Raw genomic sequence first — 17,610 nt, 5'->3', positions numbered from 1 at the left:
TGCGCCGGCCAGCGGAGGAAACCGTGACCGAGGACCTGCGGACCGCCGAACCCCCGGCCCCCCTGCCCGCCGCCGACCGGCTGTTCAGCGTGTCCCCGCAGACCGCGCACCTGAACCACGGCTCGTTCGGCGCCGTGCCCGTCCCGGTGCAGCGGGCGCAGGAGCGGCTGCGCACCGAGCACGAGCGGGACCCGGACGGCTTCTTCGCCGACCTCCCCGCCCGGATCGCCGCCGCCCGCGCCCTTCTCGCCGCCGAGCTGGACACCGACCCGGACCGGCTCGCGCTGGTCGCCAACGTCACCGAGGCCGTCGCGATCGCCCTGGACAGCATCCCGTTCGCCCCCGGCGACCGGATCCTGGTCACCGACCACGGCTACGGCGCGGTGACCCGGGCCGCGGTCCGCAGGGCCGCCGAGACCGGCGCCGACGTGGTGGTCGTCGAGGTGCCGCTGGACGCCCCGGACGAGCAGGCCGTCCGGGAGGCGGTGCTCGCCGCCGTGGACGGACGCACCACCGTCGCGATCCTGGACCAGCTGACCTCGCCCACCGCCCGCCTGGTGGCCGGCCCGGCCCTGCTCGCCGACCTGCGCGCCCGCGGCGTGACCACCGTGGTGGACGGCGCCCACGCCCCCGGCATGCTGCCCGCCCCGATCGATCCGAACGCCGACTTCTGGTTCGGCAACCTGCACAAGTGGGCCTTCGCCCCGCGCGCCACCGGCGTGCTCGCCGTCCGCCCCGAGTGGACCGCCCGGGTGCGCCCGCTGGCACTGTCCTGGGAACACGACAAGGGCTTCCCGGGCAACGTGGAGTGGCGCGGCACCTGCGACTACACCCCCTGGCTGGCCGCCCCGGCAGGCTTCGAGCTGCTGCGCGACCTCGGCCACGCGGAGGTGGCCGCCCACAACACCGCCCTCGCCGCGTACGGCCGCCGGGTGCTGGCCGAGCGGGCCGGCCTGGCGCCGCTGCCCGCGACCCCCGGGGTCTGGATGAGCACCGTCCGGCTGCCGGACGGGTTCGGCGAGACCGAGCCGCAGGTGAAGGCGCTGATGGCCGAGGTGTGGCACCGGCTCGGCACCCGGATCGCCGTCCGCCCGTGGGCCGGCGGCGGGGTGCTGCGGGTCAGCGCGCAGCTGTACAACCGGCCGGAGGAGTACGAGCGGCTGGCGGACGGGCTGGTGGAACTGCTGAAGGGCTGAGCCCCGGGGCCGGGGCCGGGCCGTCGGCCGGCGCCGGTGGCCCCGGTGGTCCCGGTCGTCCAGGTCACGGAAAAACGGTGCTATCGATGTCCCTCCTCCCGGGTAACCTCTCGCTGAGATGCGAGATCACACCAACCACACCCGGACGGCGATGAACACCCCCGATCCAGAGCCCCAGGACGACCAGGAGCTCAGCCCCGCCGAGGCGTACGCGGCCAGCCGTCGCCGGGCGAAGGAGCAGGCCACCGCCCTGTACGGCTTCCAGCAGCTGTACGACTTCCCGCTGGACGACTTCCAGCTGGAGGCCTGCGAGACGCTGGAGGCCGGATCCGGCGTCCTGGTCGCCGCCCCCACCGGCTCCGGGAAGACCATCGTCGGCGAGTTCGCCGTGCACCTGGCCCTGGCCGCGGGCCGCAAGTGCTTCTACACCACGCCGATCAAGGCGCTCTCCAACCAGAAGTACGGGGACCTGGTCAAGCGCTACGGCGCCGCCAAGGTCGGCCTGCTCACCGGCGACAACACCGTCAACGGCGACGCACCCGTGGTGGTGATGACCACCGAGGTGCTGCGCAACATGCTCTACGCGGGCTCCAGCACCCTCGACGGCCTCGGCTACGTCGTGATGGACGAGGTGCACTACCTCGCCGACCGCCTCCGCGGCGCCGTCTGGGAGGAGGTCATCATCCACCTCCCCGAGTCGGTCACCCTCGTCTCGCTCTCCGCGACCGTCTCCAACGCCGAGGAGTTCGGCGACTGGCTGGACACCGTGCGCGGCGGTACCAAGGTGATCGTCTCCGAGACCCGCCCCGTGCCGCTGTGGCAGCACGTGATGGCCGGCAACCGGATGTACGACCTGTTCGCCGACCCCGACCGCGACGGCCGCCCCAAGCACAACCTGAAGAACCCCGGCAAGGCCGTCAACCCCGAGCTGGTCCGGCTCGCCCGCTCCGAGCTCGACCGCAACCCGCGCGACCGCTTCGGCCGCGGCCGGGGCCGCTCGATGCCCAACGGCCGGCCCGGCCGGGTCTGGACGCCGAGCCGCGTGGACGTCATCGACCGGCTCGACGCCGAGGGCCTGCTGCCCGCGATCACCTTCATCTTCAGCCGGGCCGGCTGCGAGGCCGCCGTCCAGCAGTGCCTCAGCTCCGGCCTGCGGCTCAACAAGGACGCGGACCGCGCCCGGGTCCGGGCGATCGTCGAGGAGCGCTGCGCCGACATCCCCGACGAGGACCTGCACGTCCTCGGCTACTTCGAGTGGCTGGACGGGCTGGAGCGCGGCATCGCCGCCCACCACGCCGGGATGCTGCCCCGGTTCAAGGAGGTCGTCGAGGAGCTCTTCGTGAAGGGCCTGGTCAAGGCCGTCTTCGCGACCGAGACCCTGGCGCTCGGCATCAACATGCCCGCCCGCTCGGTGGTCATGGAGAAGCTCGTCAAGTGGAACGGCGAGACCCACGCCGACATCACCCCCGGCGAGTACACCCAGCTCACCGGCCGGGCCGGGCGGCGCGGCATCGACATCGAGGGCCACGCCGTGGTCCTCTGGCAGCGCGGCCTCGACCCCGAGGCGCTGGCCGGCCTGGCCGGCACCCGCACCTACCCGCTGAAGTCCTCGTTCCGGCCCTCCTACAACATGGCCGTCAACCTGGTCTCCCAGTTCGGCCGGCACCGCTCGCGCGAGCTGCTGGAAACCTCCTTCGCCCAGTTCCAGGCGGACCGCTCGGTGGTCGGCATCGCCCGTCAGGTGCAGCGCAACGAGGAGGGGCTGGAGGGCTACCGCGAGTCGATGACCTGCCACCTCGGCGACTTCGACGCGTACATGGAGCTGCGCCGCAAGCTCAAGGACCGCGAGAACGAGATGGCCCGCGAGGGCAGCAGCCAGCGCCGCGCGGCCGCCGTCGAGTCCATCGAGCAGCTCAAGCCGGGCGACGTCATCCACGTGCCCACCGGCAAGTTCGCCGGCCTCGCCCTGGTCCTCGACCCGGGCCTGCCGCCGGTCAACCGCTCCGGCCGGGGAGGCCCGCGCCACCCCGACTACCAGGACGGCCCCCGCCCGGTGGTGCTCACCGCCGAGCGGCAGGTCAAGCGGCTCGCCATGATCGACTTCCCGCACCCGGTCGTCGCGGTCGAGCGGCTGCGCATCCCCAAGTCCTTCAACCCGCGCAGCCCGCAGTCCCGGCGCGACCTCGCCTCGGCCCTGCGCACCAAGGCCGGTCACCTGGAGCCCGAGCGGTTCCGGCGCGGCCGCGCGGCCGCCGCCGACGACCCGGAGATCACCCGGCTGCGCACCGAACTGCGCCAGCACCCCTGCCACGGCTGCTCCGACCGCGAGGACCACGCCCGCTGGGCCGAGCGCTACCACCGGCTGCACCGCGACACCGAGCTGCTGGAACGCCGGATGCGCTCGCGCACCCACACCATCGCCCGCACCTTCGACCGGGTCTGCGGACTGCTCACCGACCTCGGCTACCTCAGCGGCGACACCGTCACCGACGACGGCAAGCGGCTCGGCCGGCTGTACGGCGAGCTCGACCTGCTCGCCTCCGAATGCATCCGCGAGGGCGTCTGGAGCGGCCTGGCCGCCGCCGAACTCGCCGCCTGCGCCTCGGCGCTGGTGTACGAGGCCCGCCAGTCCGACGACGCCGGCGCCCCCCGGGTGCCGGAGGGCGCGGCCAAGGAGGCGCTCGGCAAGATGGTCCGGATCTGGGGCCACCTGGACGCCCTGGAGGAGCAGCACCGGATCAACACCGCGGAGGGCGTCGGCCAGCGCGAGCCCGACCTCGGCTTCGCCTGGGTCGCCTACCGCTGGGCGCTCGGCCACAACCTCGACCAGGTCCTGCGCGACGCCGACATGCCGGCCGGCGACTTCGTCCGCTGGACCAAGCAGCTGATCGACGTCCTCGGCCAGATCCAGGACGCCGCCGGCGAGGACGTCGAACTCCGCCGGACCGCCCGCAAGGCCGTCGACGGCCTCCGCCGCGGCATCATCGCCTACTCCTCCGTGGGCTAGCCGGACACCCGAAGGGGCCCGCCCGCTCACCCGAGCGCGCGGGCCCCTTCGCTTTCCCGCTCCCACCCCATGCGGCTTCGCCTCGCCGCCGGGGCTTCCACGGCGTTGCGCAGGAAGTCGGCCCGGCCGACTTCCTGCGCAACAGAAGGCGCGGAGCCGCCGCCCGGGCGGCGGGCTCTGGCGTCGGGGCCTTCGCGGCCCCGCTCGATCCGGGCGAGGCCGCGGCCCGGTGGCGCGGTCAGCCCGTCATCGTCCGGTGTTCGGCCCGGGGGCCGGTGCCGGTGAGGTGGCCGTCGCGCGGGGCCGGGTCGGGCCGGTCCTCCCGTCGGGTGGCGACGGTCAGGCAGGCCGCGATCAGCACGATGTTCTTGAGGATGTACTGCCCCTCCAGCGTCGGGACGGGCGGGACGCCGTGCACCCACACGTCGTCCGGCAGCAGGACGAGCGTCGCGAACACCCCGGCCATGTGCACGAAGAACACCGCCAGGGCGACGGGGAGCAGCAGCCCGGTGACCAGTCCGGCCCCGATGGCGACCTCCATGAGGGCCAGCAGCGGCCGGGAGACGCCGGGCGGCACCAGGTCGAAGGTCAGCAGGCTCATGCAGCGGGTGGCGAGGTCCTCGGCGGGGCTGGCCCCGGGGATGAACTTGAGCACCCCGAACCAGAGGTACACCGCCCCGACGCTGACCCGCAGGACTCCGGGGGCCACCCGCCGGTAGCCGTGGGAGAAGTCCTCGGCCCGGCGTCTGCCCGTCCGCACGGCGCGTGCGAGATGCGACTCCATTCGCCCCTCCATCAGATCCCTTTCAGAGTTCCCCGGCACACAGGAGGACGGGGCACACCGCGGTCGGCGGGATCCGGGTGAGGGGCGGCCCGAAGCACCGACCGGGCACGGCTCGTCGGGTGCCGGCTCGGAAGGCCGCAGCCTAGCGCCCTGCTGCCGCGGCGGGAAGGTTCGGTGCGGCGTCCGATGGAGGGACGGCCCGTGGGAGGTCGGCCCGGCGGCCTTCCTACGTCCGGGGGTGTCGGGGCCCGGCGGCGTCGAGGCGGCGGACGAGTTCGCGCAGGGCGCGCAGTTCGCGGTCCAGGGCTTCGGCGCCGTGGGGGGTGAGGGAGACCCAGGTGCGGGGGCGGCGGCCGACGTAGCCCTTGGCGACGGCGACGAGGCCGGACTCCTCCAGGACCTTGAGGTGGCGGGACAGGTTGCCGTCGGTGGCGCCCAACTGCTCCTTGAGGAAGCCGAACTCGACCCGGTCGGCCTCGCGGGCGATGGTCAGGATGCCCAGCCGGACCCGCTGGTGGACGGTGTCGTCCAGGGCCAGGGTCGGGTGCTGCTCCTCGGCTTCGTCCGCAACGCTCATCGGAGACCTCCATGGATACCCCCGGCTTCAGCCGGGGGAGGAAATGGATCTCCTGCGGAGCAGGGCAACGGGCCGCGTTTCGCCGTTGGGCGGACCGTAGCGCTCTGACCGGGAGATTCGATCGTTACAAGTGATCGCGCTAGGTTGTGAGTGTGACCGCGAACCATGTGAAGCGGGCGTTCAAGTACCGCTTCTACCCGACCGGTGCGCAGGCGGCCGAGCTGTCGCGTACGTTCGGATGCGTGCGCAAGGTCTACAACATGGCGTTGCAGGCCCGGACCGAGGCGTGGACGCTGCGCCAGGAGCGGATCAACTACAACGCCACCTCCGCGATGCTGACGGCGTGGAAGAAGACCGAGGAACTGTCCTATCTGTCCGAGGTTTCGTCCGTTCCGTTGCAGCAGGCTCTGCGGCACCTGCAAGGGGCGTTCGCCAACTTCTGGCTCAAGCGGGCGAAGTACCCGACGTTCAAGTCCCGGAAGAAGTCCCGCAGGTCTGCCGAGTACACCAGCTCCGCGTTCCGCTACCGAGACGGCGTGCTGACCTTGGCGAAGATGGCCGAGCCGCTGGACATCGTGTGGTCGAGGCCGCTCCCGGAGGGTGCGCTCCCGTCCACGGTGACCGTGTCGCAGGACAGCGCGGGACGCTGGTTCGTCTCGATGCTGTGCGACGACCGGCCGACGATGCCGGCCCCGGTGAATGCCGCGGTCGGGATCGACGCCGGGATCACCAGCCTCGTGACGCTCTCCACGGGGGAGAAGATCACCAACCCGAAACACGAACGCCGTGACGGCCGGCGCCTGGCCAAGGCTCAACGGGAACTGTCCCGCAAGGCCAAGGGCTCGGCCAACCGCGAGAAGGCCCGCAAGAAGGTCGCGCGTGTCCACGCGCGGATCGCCGACCGGCGCCGCGATTTCCTGCACAAGCTCACCACCCGACTCGTCCGTGAGAACCAAACGGTCGTGATCGAGGACCTGACGGTCCGCAACATGCTCAAGAACCGCAAGCTCGCCCGCTCCATAAGCGACGCTTCGTGGACCGAGCTGCGGTCCATGCTGGAGTACAAGGCCCAGTGGTACGGCCGCGAGCTGATCGCCGTCGACCGGTGGTTCCCCAGCTCCAGGCTGTGCTCGGCCTGCGGCACCCTGCAGGGCAGGATGCCGCTGAACGTCCGCGAGTGGACGTGCGGCTGCGGGACGACCCACGACCGGGACGTGAACGCAGCTGAGAACATCCTGGCCGCCGGGCTGGCGGCAGCAGCCTGTGGAGACGGTGTAAGACCTCAACGGAGCACTCCGGGCGGGCGGTCGTCGGTGAAGCAGGAAGTCGTCCCACCGCCGCGCTCACGCGCAGCGGCTCAGCCGCGAGGCTGAGGGGAAGCCCCTCCTTTAGGGGGAGGAAGTCAAGAGGTGACCGTACGGGATGCTCCCGGTGCGCGGCGGGCCGCCGTCCACTGCGCCAGCCCGGCGGCCAGCAGGACCGCCGCCAGCAGCAGGGCCTTCGGCTGCGGGCCGTCGGCCCAGCCGCCGTCGCCCCGGTCGAGCCACGGCAGCCAGCCGCTCTCCCAGGGGGCCGCGAGGTAGGCGGTGAGCAGCGCCGTGTGGACGAGTCCGGCGGAGGCCACCAGGGGACTGCGCTCGGTCAGCCCGAGGACGATCAGGCCGGCTCCGACCGCGTACCAGGGTGAGGCGTAGGTGTTCGCGAGCATGTCGAGCACGAACGGCACCCGGCGGACGGACAGCAGGGCGACCAGCACGGCGGCGACCAGGACGCCGGCGCCGACCGTGGTGGCGAGCCAGCCGACGCGGCGCGGGACGATCCCGCGGGCCTCGCCGCGCCGCCGGTACCAGCGGGACAGCACCAGCCAGGCGAGCGGGGGCAGCGCGTACCAGACGCCCCAGGCCAGGAAGCGGAGGACGGCTCCGTCGAACTCGCCGGCGAGGCACGGGGCGTCCGGTGCGTGCGGGACGCAGAGGCCGATGAGCTCGGAGTACGCGAAGAGCGGATAGGACGTGACGGACCGCCCGTTGGCGCCGAAGTTGTAGGCCTGGCCGGAGATCGGCACGGCGGCCAGGGCCAGCAGGCCGAACCCGAGCAGCGGCACCCCCGAGCCGCGCAGCCGGGTCCGGGCCCGGACCCGGAGCCCTTCCGTCTCGGCGAGGAGTCCGGCCGGGCCGGCCCGGTGCTCTGTCGTCATGATCCACCCCTTGTCGCGCACGATTGCTTTGCTGTGCCATGAACTTTTCATCGCAAAGTGTGCTGCGGTCAAGGGCACTTGGGGACGGCAGGCCCCGGGAACGCCGAGGGCCCGCACGTTCGCGTCGAACGTGCGGGCCCCTGGGAGGATTCGGGCTCAGCGGGTGGCGAGGGCCTCCAGCAGGCGGTCCAGGGAGGTGCCGAGGCCCCAGCGGGCGGAGAGCTCCTCCAGGGTCATCGGATAGAGCGGCTCGCGGGGGAGGGCCGGGTCGAAGTCCGGCAGCGGGGCGTCGTCGGCGACGCGGACGACCTTGGGGGCGACGTCCAGGTAGCCGGCGCCCTCGACGATGTTGCGGCGGCGGGCCGGGGTGAGCCTGGAGCCGAGGTCGAGGGCGGCGGTGCGGATGGCCGCGAGGTCGCCGTACTCGTTGATCAGCTGGGCGGCGGTCTTCTCGCCGATGCCCTTGACGCCGGGCAGGCCGTCCGACGGGTCGCCGCGCAGGGCGGCCATGTCGGCGTACTGGGCGCCGCGCACGCCGTACTTCTCCAGCAGCAGCGCGTCGTCGGTGACCTGGAGGTTGCCCATGCCCTTGACCGGGTAGAGCACCGTGATCCCGCGGGCGTCGTCCACCAGCTGGAAGAGGTCGCGGTCGCCGGTGACGATCTGCACCGGCCCGGTGGCGCGGGCGGTGAGCGTACCGATCACGTCGTCCGCCTCGTAGTCGGGGGAGCCGACCCGGGCGATGCCGAGCGCGTCCAGCACCTGCTCGATCACCGGGACCTGCGGGGCCAGCGTGTCGGGCACCTCCTCCTCGCCGTCCTCGGCCGCCTCGGCGACCCGGTGGGTCTTGTAGGAGGGGATGAGGTCCACCCGCCACTGGGGGCGCCAGTCGGCGTCCATGCAGGCCACCAACTGCTCGGGCCGGTGGTCGTGGACCAGTCTGGTGATGAAGTCCAGCAGCCCACGGACGGCGTTGACCGGCTCACCCTGCGGCGAGCGCAGGGTGTCCGGTACGCCGAAGTAGGCCCGGAAGTACAGGCTGGCGGAGTCGAGCAGCATCAGTCGCGGTGCGGTCACGACTCAGCATCATGCCGCACCGCGGTGACGGACGGGTGTTGTCAGTGCTCGTGCGGTCCGGCGCGGTGGACCGGGCCGTGGGCGTCGGCGCAGTGCTCGACGGTGGAGTCGGCCGGGGCGGTGATCTGCAGCAGCGCGCCCGCCTCGTCCTCGCCGACGTGGTCGACCTGGAGGGTGGAGTGGGTGATGCCGTACTCCTCCGAGAGCCGGCGCTGCAGGGAGCGCCGCACCGCGTGGCAGTCGCCGCCGGGGGTGACCAGGATGTGCGCGGACAGGGCCGGCTGACCGGAGGTGATCTCCCAGATGTGCAGGTCGTGGATCTCCTCGACCAGCGGCTCGGTGACCATCCGGTCGGCCACCGCGTCCGGGTCGATCCCCGCCGGGGCGGCCTCCAGGAAGATCCGCCCGGAGTCCCGGACCAGCGCGATGCCGGCCTTGAGCATCAGCGCGACGACGATCAGCGAGGCGATCGCGTCGGCCCGGGCGAAGCCGGTGGTCAGTACGATCGCACCGGCGACGGCGGTGGCGATGAAGGCGTAGAGGTCGGTCAGTACGTGCTGGAAGGCGCCCTCGACGTTCAGCGAGCTGCGGTTGGCCTTGGACATGCACCAGGTGGCGGCGAGGTTGACCACGATCCCGACCAGTGCGGTGACCAGCACCAGTGAGCCGGTGACCTCCGGCGGTTCGAGCAGTCGGGTGATCGCCTCGTAGCCCAGCCAGGCCGACAGCACCAGCAGGGTGACCCCGTTGGCCTGCGCGGAGAGGATCTCGGCGCGCTTGAGGCCGTAGGTGTAGCCGCCGCGGGCCGGGCGGGCGGCGAGCCGCATGGCGATCAGCGCGAGCACGATCGAGGCGGCGTCGGTGAGCATGTGGGCCGCGTCCGAGATCAGGGCCAGGGACTGGGCGGCGAAGCCGACCACGACCTCGCCGGCCATGAAGACGACGATCAGGGCGAGGGCGCTGAGCAGCCAGCGGCGGTCCGCGTCGGCGGCTACGCCGTGCGAGTGGCCGCCGTGCCCGTGCCCTCCGGGGCCGTGGGAGTGTCCGCCGGAGCCGTGCGAGTGCTTCTGGTCATGCGCATGATCATCGTGCGAATGCTCGTGCCCGGCCATGGAGGTCCTCTCTGGGCGCACGGGTGGGAAAGGGGGCGCGGCGCGACCGCCCCGCAACCGAAGTGAACCGCAGAATCGACAAAGATCCAAAGGTTGTACTGGTGACCGTTGTCGTTCCCGTCCGGGCGGCCGGACCCGGCGCACTCCGCAGCCGCCCGGCGGGCCGAACTCCCGTTCCCTCATGCCCAGTTGCGCTACCCCAGCGCCAGCGGGTCGAGGGCCGCCGCGGTGGCCGCCCGGACCAGGGCCCGCATCAGCCGCAGGTCCTCCCCCTGCTCCGGATGCCACTGGACCCCGAGCGCGAACCCCGGACCCTCCACCGCCTCCACCGTCCCGTCCGGCGCGTGGGCGCTCACCCGCAGGCCGGCCCCCAGCCGGTCGACGGCCTGGTGGTGGAAGGTCGGCACCTCCAGCTCGCTCTCCGGCAGCAGCCCGCCCAGCAGCGTCCCCGGCACCGGCCGCACCGGGTGCGAGCCGTAGAGCCCGGGCGAGCCGCCGTGCACGTCCACCGGCACCACGTCCGGCAGGTGCTGCACCAGCGTCCCGCCGCACACCACGTTCAGGATCTGCATGCCCCGGCAGACCGCCAGCAGCGGCATCCCCGCCGCCAGCGCCGATCGCAGCAGCGCGACCTCCCAGGCGTCCCGCTCCGGCGACTCGACCTCGGTCGCCGGATGGGCCGGCTGCCCGTAGTACGCCGGGTCGATGTCCGGCCCGCCCGCGATCACCAGGCCGTCCAGCCGGGCCAGCACCTCCGGGGCGCGCTCCGGGACGTCCGGCGGCAGCAGGACCGCGATCCCGCCCGAGTCCCGGACCTGCGCGGTGTACCGCTCGGGCAGCAGGGCCACCCGGCGGCCCCGCCAATCGCTCCAACTCGCGTCCACCAGGTAGGTGCTGACGCCGATCAAAGGCCTGCGATCCATGGCGCGCATTCTCCCCCCGGAGCACCTGATCCACCGTCAGCCACGCGCGTCGGCGCGCCACGGGCACCCGACACCCACCCGCCCTCTTCCGCCCCGCGAGTCGCAGGCCGTACGGTTCGCTGTGACCGCTTGATCTCGAAGAGTGATCGAGGAGGAGGGTTCGGCATGTCCGAACTGCCCGAACAGGCCGCCGCCGGCTCGCCGGCCCGGCCGCCGCTGACCCTGGACGGGCTGCGGACCCTGGTGGACTCCGGCGAGGTGCACACCGTCGCGCTCGCCTTCACCGACATGCAGGGCCGCCTCCAGGGCAAGCGCTTCGCCGCCCGGTTCTTCCTCGACGAGGTCGCCGAGCACGGCGCCGAGGCCTGCGACTACCTGCTGGCCGTCGACGTCGACCTGAACACCGTGGACGGCTACGCCTTCTCCTCCTGGGCCACCGGCTACGGCGACTTCGCGATGCGCCCCGACCTCGGCACCCTGCGGCTGACCCCCTGGCAGCCCGGCACCGCCCAGGTCACCGCCGACCTCGCCCGGCACGGCGGCCACCCGGTGGACGCCGCCCCGCGCCAGCTGCTGCGCCGCCAGATCGCCCGGCTCGCCGAGCACGGCCTGGCCGCCGACATCGGCACCGAACTGGAGTTCCTGGTCTTCCGCGACACCTACGAACAGGCCTGGCTGGGCGGCTACCGCGGCCTGACCCCGGCGAACCTCTACAACGTGGACTACTCGATGCTGGGCACCGCCCGGGTCGAGCCGCTGCTGTCCCGGATCCGCACCGAGATGGCCGGCGCCGGCCTGGTGGTGGAGTCCGCCAAGGGCGAGTGCAACCTCGGCCAGCACGAGATCGCCTTCCGCTACACCGACGCCCTCACCACCTGCGACCAGCACAGCGTCTACAAGACCGGCGCGAAGGAGATCGCCGCCCAGCTCGGCTGCGCGCTCACGTTCATGGCCAAGTACGACGAGCGCGAGGGCAACAGCTGCCACATCCACCTCTCGCTGCGCGACGCCGTCGGCGCCCCCGCCTTCGCCGACCGGGACGGCCGGATGACGGACACCATGCGGTACTTCCTGGCCGGCCAGCTGGTCGCGCTGCGCGAGTTCAGCCTGCTGTACGCGCCGAACATCAACTCCTACAAGCGCTACCGCCCCGGCTCCTTCGCCCCGACCGCCGTCGCCTGGGGCCGGGACAACCGCACCTGCGCCTACCGGGTGGTCGGCCACGGCCCCGGCCTGCGGATGGAGAACCGGGTGCCCGGCGGCGACGTCAACCCGTACCTCGCGGTGGCCGGGATGATCGCGGCCGGCCTGCACGGGCTGCAGCGCAAGCTGGACCTGCCCGCGCCCTGCCTCGGCAACGCCTACGCGGTCGAGGAGTACGTCCGGGTGCCCGGATCGCTGCGCGAGGCGGCCGAGCTGTGGGCGGACAGCGCACTGGCCCGCGAGGCCTTCGGCGACGACGTGGTCGAGCACTACCTGAACATGGCCCGGGTCGAGCAGGCCGCCTACGACGGGGCGGTCACCGACTGGGAGCGCTACCGATCCTTCGAACGGATGTGACGCATGACCGAGCCCGACGCGAGCGCCGGGAGAAGCACCGTCCGCAATCCCGCCACCGGCGAGGTGCTCGCCACCGTCCCCGACACCGCCCCCGAACGGCTGGACGCGGCCGTCCGGCGGGCGGCGAGGGTCCAGACCGGCTGGGCGGCGCTCGCCCCCGGCGAACGCGCCCGGCTGCTGCGCCGGTTCGCCGACCAGGTCGAGGCGCACGTCCCCGAGCTGGCCGCCCTGGAGGTGGCGGAGGCCGGCCACCTGCCGGCCAACGCCCACTGGGAGGCCGGCAACGTCCGGGACCTGCTGGAGTACGCGGCCGGGGGAGTGGAGCGGCTGGCCGGCCGGCAGATCCCGGTGGCCGGCGGCCTGGACGTGACCTTCCACGAGCCGGTCGGCGTGGTCGGGGTGATCGCACCGTGGAACTTCCCGATGCCGATCGCCGCCTGGGGCTTCGCCCCCGCCCTCGCGGCCGGCAACGCCGTCCTGCTCAAGCCCGCCGAGGCCACCCCGCTGACCGCGCTGCGGCTGGCCGAACTCGGCCTCGCGGCGGGCCTGCCCGAGGGCCTGTTCCAGGTCGTCCCCGGCGCGGGCACCACCACCGGCCGGGCCCTGGTGGACCACCCGGCCGTCCGCAAGATCGTCTTCACCGGCTCGACCGTCGTCGGCAAGGAGGTCGCCGCCCGCTGCGCCGCCCGCGCCAAGCGGGTCACCCTGGAACTCGGCGGCAAGAGCCCCAGCATCGTCTTCGCCGACGCCGACCTGGCCCGCGCCGCCGACCCGATGTCCTTCGCCGACAACAGCGGCCAGGACTGCTGCGCCCGCAGCCGGATCCTGGTCCAGCGCGAGGTGTACGAGGACTTCCTCGCCCTGCTGCTGCCCGCCGTCGAGAGCCTGCGCACCGGCGACCCGACCGACCCGCAGACGGAGCTCGGCCCGCTGATCTCGGCCGCCCAGGTCCGCCGGGTGGCCTCCTACCTCACCCCCGACCTGCCGGTGCTGGCCCGCGGCAAGGTCCCGGACGGGCCCGGCTACTGGTACCCGCCGACGGTCGTCGGCCCCGAGGACCCGCAGGTCCCGGCCGTCACCGAGGAGATCTTCGGCCCGGTCGCCGCCGTCCTGCCGTTCACCGACGAGGCCGACGCGCTGCGCCTGGCCAACGCCACCCGCTACGGCCTGGCCGGCTCGATCTGGACCCGGGACGTCGGCCGGGCGCTGCGCCTGGCCCGCGGCGTACGGGCGGGCAACCTGTCGGTCAACTCGCACTCCTCGGTGCGCTACTGGACGCCCTTCGGCGGCTACGGCGAGTCCGGGGTGGGCCGCGAGCTGGGCCCGGACGCGCTGCGCCACTTCACCGAGACCAAGAACGTCTTCATCCACAGCGAGGAGTGACAGCCCGATGAGCGAGAAGCACGCCGCGCGGGACGAGGCCGTCTGCCGCCGGCTGGTCGGCCGCACCGCCGTGGTCACCGGCGCGGGCAGCGGGATCGGCCTGGCCGCCGCCCGCCGGCTCGCCTCGGAGGGGGCGAAGGTGGTCTGCGCCGACCTCGACGAGGAGACCGGGCGGGCCGCCGCCAAGGAGGTCGGCGGGCTGTTCGTGCACACCGACGTCACCGACCCGTACATGGTGGAGGCGCTGTTCGACGAGGCGTACGAGACCTGCGGCAGCGTGGACGTCGCGTTCAACAACGCGGGCATCTCGCCGCCCGAGGACGACTCGATCCTGACCACCGGCCTGGACGCCTGGCGCAGGGTCCAGGAGGTCAACCTGACCTCGGTCTACCTGTGCTGCAAGGCCGCGCTGCCGTACATGCGCCGGCACGGCCGCGGCTCGATCATCAACACCGCCAGCTTCGTGGCCCGGATGGGCGCGGCCACCTCGCAGATCTCCTACACCGCCTCCAAGGGCGGGGTGCTGGCGATGTCCCGCGAGCTGGGCGTGCAGTTCGCCCGGGAGGGCATCCGGGTCAACGCGCTCTCGCCCGGACCGGTGGACACCCCGCTGCTGCGCGAGCTGTTCGCCGCGGACCCGGAGCGGGCCGCCCGCCGGCTGGTGCACATCCCGCTCGGCCGGTTCGCCCGGGCCGAGGAGATCGCCGCCGCGGTGGCCTTCCTGGCCAGCGACGACTCCTCCTTCATCACGGCGAGCGAGTTCCTGGTGGACGGCGGCATCTCCGGGGCGTACGTCACCCCGCTGTAGCCGCCGCCGGTGGGAATCCCGGCCGCGCCGGGCCGCGCCGGACGGGGTTCTCACCGGAATCTCATCGAAAACGGCGGGAATTCCCGGCTGCGCTGATTTCGCGTTTATCCGGCTGCCTTTAGATTCTCTTCTGTGAGCGAGCAGATTCCCGCCGGGTGGTACCCGGATCCCAAGGACACCACGAGCGACCCGAGGCCGCAGCGGTGGTGGGACGGCAAGGGCTGGACGGCCGACACCCGGCCCGCACCCTCGGACGCCCCCGCCTCGGACATCCCCGCGCCGGGAGCGGCCGAGCAGCCCACGGTGCTGGAGGGCGAGGTGCTGGAGAGCGGCCCGACCGTCCGCTACCCGGAGCCGCCGCCCTTCGGCGCCGCCTACGGCACGCCCGGCGGGCCGCCGCGCAAGGCCCGGCGCAGGCCCTCCAAGCTGGTGCTGGCGACCACCGTCGCCGCCCTGCTCGGCCTGGGCGTCGGCGCCGGGGTCACCTACCTCGCGACGGACGGCCACCAGGACCGCGCCCCGCGCAACGCCCGCCCGGCCCCGCAGGGCGGCTACGGCCCGTGGGGCGGCGCCCCGGACTTCGGGGACCCCGGCAACGGCGGCAACGGCGGGAGCGGGAACGGCAAGGGCGGAAACGGCGGCAAGGGCGGAAACGGCGGCGGCCGGACCAGCCCGAACGCCGACAAGGCGATCGACGTGGTCAACCGGCTCACCCTGCCGGTCCCGGACGGCTGGGAGGCCGGCACCACCACGGACGGCTACGCCTCGCTCAGCGTCGGCTCGTACACCTGCGCGGACGGCAAGGGCAGCTGCTCCCTCGGCGGCGTGAACACCGGCCGGATCGACGGCGGCGGCACCGACGCCCAGGCGGCGGCCAAGGCCGACATCGCGACGGCCGCCAAGGCCGCGTACGGCGACGTCACCGGGCACCAGGAGCTCAAGTCCGAGGCCGTGAAGGTCAACGGCCAGGACGGCTACCTGGTCCGCTGGAAGGTGGACGCGCCCAAGGGCAACAACGGCTACGTGCAGACCGTGGTCTTCCCGTCCGCCGACGGGAAGTCGCTGGTCTCGGTGCACTTCGGCTTCGACATCGCCGACAAGTCGCCCGACGTCGCGGTGATGGACACCGTCGTCCAGGGCATCTCCGCCTACAAGGGCAAGCTGCCGAGCATCCCCGGGCTGCCCGGGACCGGCTCGGGCTCCGGCTCCGGCGGGTCCGGTGCGGACGGCGGCGCCGGGGGCACCACCACCTGAGCACCGCGCTCCTCACACGGCGGCGGCCCACCCGGGAGGGAACCCTCCGGGTGGGCCGCCGTTCGTCGTCGTACGGGTGGTGCCACGGGAGCCGGGCCGGACGGGGGTGTGCCGGCCCGGCTCCCGTGCCCGGCGTCAGGAGTCGCGTCGAACAGCCTCGACGCGACGGCGCCGGAGCACCATGCCGGCCCAGCCGACACCGATCGCGGCAGCGCCCGCGAGCAGCAGCGGACCGGTGGCCGAGGTGCCGCCCACGGCCGCGGAGGCGGTCGGGATCACCTGGCCGGCCGGGGAGTTCGGGTCCCCGCCGTGGCCGTGGTGGGCGACCGTGGACTTGGACGCGTCGGCCGCGATCTGGGCGTCGCTGGGAGCGGCCGGGGCCTGGGCGGCGAGCGCCGACACGGCCGTGGTGGAGGCGCCGAAGTCGACGTCGGAGCAGGAGTAGAAGGCCTCCGGGCTGTCGCTGCGCTGCCACACCGTGTAGAGGACCTGGCGGCCGGTGCGCTGCGGCAGGGTGCCGGAGTAGGTGTAGAACCCGTTGACCGCGTTGCGGTCGACCTGCACCTTGGCCACCGGGGCCGGGTCGAGGTCCGACCACTTCAGCGGCTTGGTCGGGTCGTAGCCCGCCTTGGTGATGTAGACGGTCTGGGTGCCGACGTGCGGCGCGGTGGTGCGGAACTGGAAGGTGAAGGATCCGGCCTTCACCGCGGTGGCCGGCCAGTCGGTGCGCGGCCAGTCCAGCGCCGCGTACTTGTCGCGGTTGGCCGAGCAGAGCTTGCCGTCCGGGATCAGCGCCTGGTGGTTGCCGTTGGCGTTGGCGATGTTGACCTCGTTCCAGTCGTACAGCGGCTGGGTGCCGCTCGCGGCGACGAGGTCCTTGCAGATCTGGGACACCGGGTGCTCGGGGCCCTCGGCGTAGCAGGCGGCGACCCGGCTGACGGGGTTGGTCATCGTGCCGTGGGCGCTGGCGGTGCCGGCGGTGGCTCCGGCCACCGCGACGAGCGCGGCGCCGATCACGCCGACGGACAGGGCATTGCGCTTGATGGACATGGGGTGGGGACTCCTTGACCGTCGTTCCGGGCACGTGTGGGGGAGGAGCGGGCACGCCTGCCCGTTCGGAGGCCGCCGGCCCGGCGCACGGCCCCCGGCCAGAGCGTAGGATTGGTCTGGACCAGATGGCAATAGCCGCGCGTACTGTGCTTGTTGACGGACTGTAGGCCCCCGAGCAGCGCAAAGGCCCGACGGACGGCCGTGGTTAGCCGTTCCATCGGGCCCCGTTAAGGCTCCGGAAAGGTCAGTGCCGCATGTCGTGGATGATGCCGGCCTGGATCACGAGGTCGCTGTTGACGGTCGAGTTCCCGTCGATGGTGTTGATGATGTACGTCCCGCCCACCTTGTTGAACCGCCCGGGGGCGAACTCCGCGAGGATCTCGAAGAGTTCCTCGGCCGCCTGCGGCTCCGTCCGGAACAGTGTGCGCAGCCGGTTGCGCAGGGCCGCGGCCTGGTCGGCCAGGACCTCCTGGTCGCCGCCGGCCTCCAGCACCTCGGCGCGGATCACCTCCAGCTCGGCGCTCGCCTCCTCGTCCCGCTCGCCGCGACCGAACAGCCGGGCGATCCGTGAACCGGCCTGATTCCAGGCGGCCGTGGCCATCAGACCGGCCACGGAGGTCGCTCCGGACCTCACCATCTCCTGCACGAGCTCGGCATCCATGCGGCCCCTCCCGGTTCCAGC

15 protein-coding genes are annotated in these 17,610 nt (G+C 73.1%); 7 read left to right on the top strand and 8 right to left on the bottom strand.

From position 1 onward, the window contains the following. The first annotated feature begins 23 nt into the window (after positions 1 to 23). Positions 24 to 1,196 (top strand): aminotransferase class V-fold PLP-dependent enzyme, encoded by a 1,173-nt coding sequence (locus ACGFSC_RS08775; RefSeq protein WP_359901066.1) that lies wholly within the window; start codon positions 24 to 26, stop codon positions 1,194 to 1,196. 151 nt (positions 1,197 to 1,347) lie between these two features. Continuing rightward, positions 1,348 to 4,203, top strand: a complete 2,856-nt coding sequence (locus ACGFSC_RS08770) for a DEAD/DEAH box helicase (RefSeq protein WP_359901259.1) — start codon at positions 1,348 to 1,350, stop codon at positions 4,201 to 4,203. 238 nt (positions 4,204 to 4,441) lie between these two features. Here the strand turns inward: ACGFSC_RS08770 and ACGFSC_RS08765 are convergent, their stop codons facing one another. After that, positions 4,442 to 4,987 (bottom strand): DoxX family protein, encoded by a 546-nt coding sequence (locus ACGFSC_RS08765; RefSeq protein ID WP_359905880.1) that lies wholly within the window; start codon positions 4,985 to 4,987, stop codon positions 4,442 to 4,444. A 226-nt stretch (positions 4,988 to 5,213) separates the two neighbouring features. Further along, complete coding sequence (locus tag ACGFSC_RS08760; RefSeq protein WP_359905883.1) at positions 5,214 to 5,564, bottom strand: transcriptional regulator; 351 nt, start codon at positions 5,562 to 5,564, stop codon at positions 5,214 to 5,216. A 146-nt stretch (positions 5,565 to 5,710) separates the two neighbouring features. On the opposite strand from ACGFSC_RS08760, the gene ACGFSC_RS08755 reads away from it, so the two are divergent. After that, positions 5,711 to 6,937: an RNA-guided endonuclease TnpB family protein gene (locus ACGFSC_RS08755; protein ID WP_359905886.1), complete on the top strand. Its 1,227-nt coding sequence runs from the start codon at positions 5,711 to 5,713 to the stop codon at positions 6,935 to 6,937. Positions 6,938 to 6,966: 29 nt separating this feature from the next. Here the strand turns inward: ACGFSC_RS08755 and ACGFSC_RS08750 are convergent, their stop codons facing one another. The 4 genes from ACGFSC_RS08750 to ACGFSC_RS08735 all read right to left on the bottom strand — a co-directional run bounded on the left by ACGFSC_RS08750 (position 6,967) and on the right by ACGFSC_RS08735 (position 10,873). Next, positions 6,967 to 7,761, bottom strand: coding sequence for a hypothetical protein (locus ACGFSC_RS08750; RefSeq protein ID WP_359905889.1), 795 nt, complete (start codon positions 7,759 to 7,761; stop codon positions 6,967 to 6,969). A 156-nt stretch (positions 7,762 to 7,917) separates the two neighbouring features. Then, positions 7,918 to 8,820: a 5'-3' exonuclease gene (locus ACGFSC_RS08745; RefSeq protein ID WP_359906014.1), complete on the bottom strand. Its 903-nt coding sequence runs from the start codon at positions 8,818 to 8,820 to the stop codon at positions 7,918 to 7,920. 59 nt (positions 8,821 to 8,879) lie between these two features. Next, the gene (locus ACGFSC_RS08740; RefSeq protein ID WP_359905892.1) at positions 8,880 to 9,950 is read right to left on the bottom strand and encodes a cation diffusion facilitator family transporter; all 1,071 of its coding nucleotides are present in this window, start codon (positions 9,948 to 9,950) and stop codon (positions 8,880 to 8,882) included. A 194-nt stretch (positions 9,951 to 10,144) separates the two neighbouring features. Continuing rightward, positions 10,145 to 10,873 carry a gamma-glutamyl-gamma-aminobutyrate hydrolase family protein gene (locus ACGFSC_RS08735; protein WP_359905895.1) on the bottom strand — a complete coding sequence of 243 codons (729 nt, stop codon included), beginning with the start codon at positions 10,871 to 10,873 and terminating at the stop codon, positions 10,145 to 10,147. Between the two features lie 165 nt (positions 10,874 to 11,038). On the opposite strand from ACGFSC_RS08735, the gene ACGFSC_RS08730 reads away from it, so the two are divergent. The 4 genes from ACGFSC_RS08730 (at position 11,039) to ACGFSC_RS08715 (ending at position 15,878) form a co-directional block, all read left to right on the top strand. Then, positions 11,039 to 12,433 carry a glutamine synthetase family protein gene (locus tag ACGFSC_RS08730; RefSeq protein ID WP_359905898.1) on the top strand — a complete coding sequence of 465 codons (1,395 nt, stop codon included), beginning with the start codon at positions 11,039 to 11,041 and terminating at the stop codon, positions 12,431 to 12,433. 3 nt (positions 12,434 to 12,436) lie between these two features. Then, positions 12,437 to 13,816, top strand: coding sequence for an aldehyde dehydrogenase family protein (locus ACGFSC_RS08725; RefSeq protein ID WP_359905901.1), 1,380 nt, complete (start codon positions 12,437 to 12,439; stop codon positions 13,814 to 13,816). 7 nt (positions 13,817 to 13,823) lie between these two features. Then, positions 13,824 to 14,624, top strand: coding sequence for a 3-oxoacyl-ACP reductase (locus tag ACGFSC_RS08720; RefSeq protein ID WP_359905904.1), 801 nt, complete (start codon positions 13,824 to 13,826; stop codon positions 14,622 to 14,624). Between the two features lie 132 nt (positions 14,625 to 14,756). Then, on the top strand, positions 14,757 to 15,878 hold the full coding sequence (locus ACGFSC_RS08715) for a DUF2510 domain-containing protein (protein ID WP_359905907.1): 1,122 nt from the start codon (positions 14,757 to 14,759) through the stop codon (positions 15,876 to 15,878). A gap of 135 nt (positions 15,879 to 16,013) precedes the next feature. Here ACGFSC_RS08715 and ACGFSC_RS08710 read toward each other — a convergent pair whose 3' ends face one another. Continuing rightward, complete coding sequence (locus ACGFSC_RS08710; RefSeq protein WP_359905910.1) at positions 16,014 to 16,928, bottom strand: lytic polysaccharide monooxygenase; 915 nt, start codon at positions 16,926 to 16,928, stop codon at positions 16,014 to 16,016. 244 nt (positions 16,929 to 17,172) lie between these two features. Then, on the bottom strand, positions 17,173 to 17,589 hold the full coding sequence (locus ACGFSC_RS08705) for a hypothetical protein (RefSeq protein WP_359905913.1): 417 nt from the start codon (positions 17,587 to 17,589) through the stop codon (positions 17,173 to 17,175). Positions 17,590 to 17,610 lie beyond the last annotated feature (21 nt).

The organism is Kitasatospora sp. NPDC048715 (genome assembly GCF_043198905.1).
GTDB lineage: Bacteria > Actinomycetota > Actinomycetes > Streptomycetales > Streptomycetaceae > Kitasatospora > Kitasatospora lactacystinica.
This window is presented reverse-complemented; position numbering and strand designations above follow the sequence as displayed.

What these genes read in the sequence shown, in the direction of transcription:
- ACGFSC_RS08770 (WP_359901259.1), top strand. Translation starts at nt 1,348, where the DNA reads ATGAACACCCCCGATCCAGAGCCCCAGGACGACCAGGAGCTCAGCCCC.
- ACGFSC_RS08765 (WP_359905880.1), bottom strand. Translation starts at nt 4,987, where the DNA reads ATGGAGTCGCATCTCGCACGCGCCGTGCGGACGGGCAGACGCCGGGCC.
- ACGFSC_RS08760 (WP_359905883.1), bottom strand. Translation starts at nt 5,564, where the DNA reads ATGAGCGTTGCGGACGAAGCCGAGGAGCAGCACCCGACCCTGGCCCTG.
- ACGFSC_RS08750 (WP_359905889.1), bottom strand. Translation starts at nt 7,761, where the DNA reads ATGACGACAGAGCACCGGGCCGGCCCGGCCGGACTCCTCGCCGAGACG.
- ACGFSC_RS08745 (WP_359906014.1), bottom strand. Translation starts at nt 8,820, where the DNA reads ATGCTGCTCGACTCCGCCAGCCTGTACTTCCGGGCCTACTTCGGCGTA.
- ACGFSC_RS08740 (WP_359905892.1), bottom strand. Translation starts at nt 9,950, where the DNA reads ATGGCCGGGCACGAGCATTCGCACGATGATCATGCGCATGACCAGAAG.
- ACGFSC_RS08735 (WP_359905895.1), bottom strand. Translation starts at nt 10,873, where the DNA reads ATGGATCGCAGGCCTTTGATCGGCGTCAGCACCTACCTGGTGGACGCG.
- ACGFSC_RS08730 (WP_359905898.1), top strand. Translation starts at nt 11,039, where the DNA reads ATGTCCGAACTGCCCGAACAGGCCGCCGCCGGCTCGCCGGCCCGGCCG.
- ACGFSC_RS08725 (WP_359905901.1), top strand. Translation starts at nt 12,437, where the DNA reads ATGACCGAGCCCGACGCGAGCGCCGGGAGAAGCACCGTCCGCAATCCC.
- ACGFSC_RS08720 (WP_359905904.1), top strand. Translation starts at nt 13,824, where the DNA reads ATGAGCGAGAAGCACGCCGCGCGGGACGAGGCCGTCTGCCGCCGGCTG.
- ACGFSC_RS08710 (WP_359905910.1), bottom strand. Translation starts at nt 16,928, where the DNA reads ATGTCCATCAAGCGCAATGCCCTGTCCGTCGGCGTGATCGGCGCCGCG.
- ACGFSC_RS08705 (WP_359905913.1), bottom strand. Translation starts at nt 17,589, where the DNA reads ATGGATGCCGAGCTCGTGCAGGAGATGGTGAGGTCCGGAGCGACCTCC.